Origin of the sequence: Streptomyces sp. 8L (genome assembly GCF_020176795.1) — a bacterium.
Classification (GTDB): Bacteria; Actinomycetota; Actinomycetes; order Streptomycetales; family Streptomycetaceae; genus Streptomyces.
In genome coordinates this window covers 1-5,302 of sequence record NZ_JAIUKE010000289.1, presented here as the reverse complement: position 1 = coordinate 5,302, position 5,302 = coordinate 1, and the positions used below count along the sequence as shown (strand labels likewise).

Here is a 5,302-nt window from a genome sequence, read left to right as displayed (position 1 = left end):
CCCGCGGCGGCCACGCGGCCCCCCGCGGGGGGGCCCCCCGCCCCCCCCCGGCCCGGCGCCGCCGCCGCCGCGGCCCCCGGGGGGGGCCCCCCCGCGGGGGGGGCGCCCCCCCCGCGGCCCCCCCGCCACCACCTGCGGCGGCGCGCCACCTGGTCGCTGCTGGCCTGCACCCTGCTCACCATGACCGGCGTCTTCGCGATCATGAACGGCCTGGTGCCCGCCTTCGCCCAGGACGCCCACGCGGGCCTGGGGATGTCCGCCACCGGCTCCGCCTGGTGGACGCTCACCCCCTACGCCCTGGCCGGCTTCGCCATGGGCCCGCTGGCCGGGCGCGCGGCGGCCACCTGGGGCTACGGCCGGGTGCTGCGCGTCGGCCTGACCGGCTCGGTGATATCCGTCGCGATCCTCGCGGCCACCCTGGGCGCCGACTCCCGTGCGTGGCTGCTGATCGGCTCCCTGCTGGTCGGCATCACCTACGCGGGCATCGGCAACATCATCCTCAACGGGCTGGGCATCGTCCTGTCCCCCGACGACAACCCGGGCTTCCTGCCGGGCCTGAACGCGGGCGCGTTCAACCTCGGCGCGGGCGTCAGCTTCGTCATCCTGGACGCGGTCCAGAGCGCGGTGCACCCGTCCTCGCCCACGTCGACGGCCGGGTACTCCGCCGCGATGATCGCGGGCCTGGTGCTCATCGTGATCGCGCTCGCGGTGTCGTTCCTGATCCCGAAGCCGGTGAAGGCGGAGGTCAGCGCCTGAGTGTGTCGGGATCGGAAGCGGCAGGGCCGTTCCGTGGCCGCACAGGGACCGGGCGGGGTCAGCGTTTGACGCCGATTCCCGCCCAGATCGGGGCGACGGTGTCCTCGGGGCCGGCCCCGGGGGCGCCGATGCCGAGTTCGCCGTCGTCGGGCCTCCACCGGTGGGGAGCCACCAGGCCCGGCTCGATCAGGTCCGTGCCGTCGAAGTAGGCCAGGGCCTCGTCCCTGGTGGCGGGCCGCAGCGCGGTGCCCTCCCGTGCGAAGTCCTCTTCCAGGCCGGCCGAGACGCCGGCGAGTTCACGCGCGAACACGGAGATCATGAGGTGGCTGCCCGGGCTCAGCGCGTCGACCAGGCGGCGCACCAGCTCGTGCGGCCTGTCCTTCGGCGCGATCCAGTGCAGCAGGAGCCCCATGGTCAGGGCGACCGGCCGGCTGAGGTCGAGTGTCTCGCTGAGCTGGGGGGCGTTGAGGATGCTGTCCGGATCGGTGAGGTCGGCCTGGAGGTACGTGGTCAGGCCGGCGGGGCTGCTGGTGTGCAGGGCCCTTGAGTGGGCCAGCACGATCGGGTCGTTGTCCACGTACACGATGCGGCTTTCGGGCGCGACGGACTGTGCCACCTCGTGGAGGTTGGGCGACGTGGGTATGCCCGTGCCGATGTCGAGGAACTGCCGGATGCCCGCCTCGGCCGCGAGGTAGCGCGTCGCGCGGAGCACGAACGCGCGGTTGACCCGCGCGGCGATCTTCACGGTCGGCATTTTCTCGGCGACTGTCGCGGCCATCGCCCGGTCCGGCGCGTAGTTGGTCTTCCCGCCGAGGAAAACGTCGTAGATGCGGGCGGGGTGGGCCACATCCGTCCGTAGCTCCACCGGTGACCGTGTCCACTCGTCCGGTGCCATGGGGGGACCTCCTTCTACGTCAACTCCTCGACCCTACCGGCGCGTCGACGCCCAGGGGACCGACCCAGCACCGTGGGGGCAGACGAGGATCGCGTACCGCGTGCCGCGGTACCACCGCGACGGCAGCGGACGAGGGCCGCGTACCGCGTACCACCGCACCGGCACCGGCATCGGCGCGAAGCCGCCCGGTGCCAGGTCGCGCGGGAAGACGGTCACGCCCCGCGCTCGCACGTCACCCACATGTCGCCGACAGCCGCGCGTACCGGCTTCGCGTGACGCGTCGGGCGGGCGGGCCCCGGGAGCCGGGCGGCCCCGGGAATGGAGCGGAAGGGGCCCGCCGGTACGCGGTACGGTGCGCCGATGTCAGCAATCAGGAAGTTCCAGGTCACCTTCGACTGCGCGGAACCCGAGCGCCTGGCCCGCTTCTGGTGCGACGTGCTGGGGTACGTCCTACCGCCACCGCCCGAGGGGTTCAGCACGTGGGACGACTTCAACCGGACCCTGCCTCCCGGGAAGCGGGGATCATGGTCCGCCTGCGTTGATCCCTCAGGCGTGGGCCCGCGCCTGTACTTCCAGCGCGTCCCCGAGGGGAAAGTCGTCAAGAACCGGGTGCATCTCGACGTCCGGGCCGGCACCGGGCTCGTGGGGGACGAGCGCCTCGCCGCGCTCGAAGCCGAGTGTGCACGACTGGTCGCGCTCGGGGCGACCCATGTGCAGACGCTGTACGCCGACGACGAGAACGAGTCGTGCATCCCGATGCTGGACATCGAGGGCAACGAGTTCTGCCTCGACTGAAGGTCCCGCGTCTGAAGCTCCCCTGTCTGAAGGTCCCCCGTCTGAACGCCGGCTCTCAACGGCGGGGGGCCGTCGCTGAGAGCCGGCGCGACGTGCTCGTACGCGCGGACGGCTCACGCGCCTGCCAGGTCGAACTCCTCCCAGGGGCCGATCGCCGTGCGGTTGGCGATCAGCGCCGACGCGCCCGCGTCCTCGGCCGTGACGATGTGCTGGTTGTTGTAGGCGCGGAGGCTGACGCTGCCGTCGGGGTTGTGCAGGAGGTAGAAGGTCTCCCAGGGGCCGGGCGCGCCGCGGTTCGCGATCAGCGGCGCGTTTCCGCTGTTCTCCGCGGTGACCCACTGGTTGTCGGAGTGTGCCCTCAGGTTCACGGTGCCGTTGTTGTTGGCGACCATGTCAAAGGTCTCGTTCGTGCCGACCGAGGCGGCGTCGGCGATGAGCGAGGCGGTGTTGCCGGGCGCGTCGACGTACTTGCCGTTGGCGTGGGATTTGAGGCTGATCACGGACTCGGTGGGCGGCGGGAACGTGGTGGTGTTGTCCGCGTAGCCGGCCGCCGTGATGCCGGCCTGCACGGAGTTCTCGGTCGCGTCGTCCGGGAAGCCCTTCGTGACGGCGCCCTCGAAGAACTCCCCTGTTCCTTCGGGGCTGTTGTCGCCGCCCGTGCCCAGCTCGATGGAGGGCTGCACCTTCATCGGGTTGTAGCCGCCGGGCAGCGCGCCGGAGTACGCCTGGGTCAGCCCGCCGGACTGCCCGTTGCCGTACTTCAGCGTGAAGTTCGTGGTGCCGTTGTTCTTCTCCCAGGCGCTCACGAACTCGCCGGTCTCGCTCGGGATGTTCGACGGGTTGGGGCCCGCCGCGCTGAAGTACATGCCGTTCTCCAGGTCGCCCCCGACCCAGGGGCCGGGGCCGGTGCAGCCGCCGGTCCAGCAGGCGGAGCCGTAGTAGATCGCGTTCATGGTCGCGTTGCCGTCGTCCGAGTCGTCGGTCTCGGCCGAGCCGAAGTCGAAGCAGCAGCTGCCGCTGGTGAGTCTGGACGACGTGAGCATGTAGATGCCCTCGGGCTGCGAGCCGGTCGGCACGTTCTTGGCGGCGTTGTTCCGGTAGCCCGTACCGATGTTGTTGACCAGCACGCCGTAGGCACTGTGGCCGCCGACGGTGACGGGCAGCGCCATCGCGTCCGCGCCGATGTCCGAGCCGTTGGGGCCGGGGCCGGACAGGCTGCCCGAGCAGCCCGCGCAGGAACTGCCGGGCGAGATGGGCAGGTTGTTGGCGTTGGGCGTCTGGTCGTACAGCTGGGTGATCGTGCAGGACGTGCCGGAGCAGAAGGAGACCTGCGGCGCCGAGTCGACGATCCCGCCCGCGGAGGCGAGTCCGATGTTCAACGTGCCGCCGTCCGAAGTGCGCTGGATCTGGTACAGCGGCCCGTCGTACGAGGAGAACATCGCCCGCGTCGTGCTGTACGCCGCTTCACACGGCGTGCCTCCGGACGCGTAGATGTCGCAAGGCCCCGATGAGGCCGCCGCCGCGGGCGCCGCCGTCGTGCCGAAGACCGGCACCGCGATCGCCATCGCGACCAGGAACGCGATCAGCAGTCGCGTCCGGCGTCGCAGTAAGGGTATGACCAGCACAGATGCCTCCGGAAATGTGATGGTGCCATGACGCCCGGGCGTTGAGGCGGACCGTGGGCCCGCTCATCGCCGGGCACGGTCGGAGACCGCCGGTCGCGCTCGGCACGCGATACACGACGACGCCCCCTGTGACGCAGCACACATGTTCGGCCCGGCTCCGGACGCACGTCAAGACCGCCCCGCACCGGCCCGGTTACGCGGCCCCCCTATCGGCACAGCTCGCGCAGTCCCCGTACGTGGTCCCGTACGTCCTCGGGCGGCAGCCTCCTGCACTCCCCGCACAGCCCGTCCGGGAGTGTCTGCGGGCCGCCCGGCTTTCCGCACCCCGTGCACACCATGACGCGGCGGGGCGTCACCTCCGGTACGGCCGGGGGCTCCGGCGGGAGCTTGTCGCGCAGCCTGCGCCGTACGAACCCGCCCGCCGAGTACACCTCGGGGGGCAGGCCCGCCGTCATCGCCCGGACGAACTGGGCCCGGTCCGTGCCGCGTTCCAGCCACACGGCGGCCTCACGCTCCAGCGCGGCGCACTCGGCGGCGGACAGGACGAGGCGGTGGTCGGCGCGCCCGAGCGACGCCAGCGCGTCGTACGCCGCCGAGCGCGCGGCGACGGGGGCCGCGTCGGATTCGGGCTCCGGCTCCGGTTCGGGAGCGGCCTCCTCCGGCAGGGCGCCGCCCGCCTCCAGCCGTGCCCACCAGGCTCCGTCGCGGGCCGTACGCGAGAAGAACGTGCGCCACACCCAGCGCGTACGCCCGTCCACGCCGACGTTCTCCTTGAAGCGCCGCAGGTGTCCGGCGCGGGACAGCGCGCGCAGTGCGGAGGCGACGGCCTGCTGGCCGTACAGCGGCTGCGTCCTGGCGAGTGACTTCACATCGATCGCGGAGCCGTCGGGCAACGCGTCGATGAAGGCGGCGAGATATGCCTCGCGTACGGGTAAGGCGGCGAAGTCGCCCTTGCGTCGCGGGCGTTGGCCCGGCACACCGCGCTTCCCGTAACCGGGACTGGCCTGGGGATGTGCGTACGGGCGCGGGGCGGCATTAAGGTTCACATCAGCCACGAGATCGTTCTTTCTAGCAGTCGATCTTGGAGGTCAGACCCCGGTAGCGGTGCGCTAACACCGCCCGGGGTCGTTTGTTGCTACGAGTGAACGTAAAGGGTAGCGACGCGGTGTGGCAAGCCGATCACCCGACGTGACTACGCCCAGGCCGCGGAGGGTTGGGACTGGGCGTAGTC

General features: G+C 71.7%; 5 protein-coding genes. 2 read left to right on the top strand and 3 right to left on the bottom strand.

Annotated features, from left to right (window positions below; translation table 11 throughout):
• Positions 1-756, top strand: a 756-nt coding sequence (locus LCE31_RS23240) for an MFS transporter (protein ID WP_225017184.1), incomplete at its 5' end; no start/stop codon positions are given.
• Between the two features lie 58 nt (positions 757-814).
• On the opposite strand, the gene LCE31_RS23235 is transcribed toward LCE31_RS23240, so the two are convergent.
• Positions 815-1,651: an SAM-dependent methyltransferase gene (locus LCE31_RS23235; RefSeq protein WP_225017182.1), complete on the bottom strand. Its 837-nt coding sequence runs from the start codon at positions 1,649-1,651 to the stop codon at positions 815-817.
• Between the two features lie 360 nt (positions 1,652-2,011).
• Here LCE31_RS23235 and LCE31_RS23230 point away from each other — a divergent pair, with 360 nt between their 5' ends.
• Positions 2,012-2,446: a VOC family protein gene (locus LCE31_RS23230; RefSeq protein ID WP_225017180.1), complete on the top strand. Its 435-nt coding sequence runs from the start codon at positions 2,012-2,014 to the stop codon at positions 2,444-2,446.
• A 113-nt stretch (positions 2,447-2,559) separates the two neighbouring features.
• Here the strand turns inward: LCE31_RS23230 and LCE31_RS23225 are convergent, their stop codons facing one another.
• Both LCE31_RS23225 and LCE31_RS23220 read right to left on the bottom strand, forming a co-directional pair.
• Positions 2,560-4,071, bottom strand: a complete 1,512-nt coding sequence (locus LCE31_RS23225; RefSeq protein WP_225017178.1) for an arabinofuranosidase catalytic domain-containing protein — start codon at positions 4,069-4,071, stop codon at positions 2,560-2,562.
• Positions 4,072-4,277: 206 nt separating this feature from the next.
• Positions 4,278-5,126 carry a hypothetical protein gene (locus LCE31_RS23220; protein ID WP_225017176.1) on the bottom strand — a complete coding sequence of 283 codons (849 nt, stop codon included), beginning with the start codon at positions 5,124-5,126 and terminating at the stop codon, positions 4,278-4,280.
• Positions 5,127-5,302 lie beyond the last annotated feature (176 nt).

Bases quoted from the DNA above. Each gene is read 5' to 3' on its own strand.
- LCE31_RS23235 (WP_225017182.1), bottom strand. From the start codon at position 1,651: ATGGCACCGGACGAGTGGACACGGTCACCGGTGGAGCTACGGACGGAT.
- LCE31_RS23230 (WP_225017180.1), top strand. From the start codon at position 2,012: ATGTCAGCAATCAGGAAGTTCCAGGTCACCTTCGACTGCGCGGAACCC.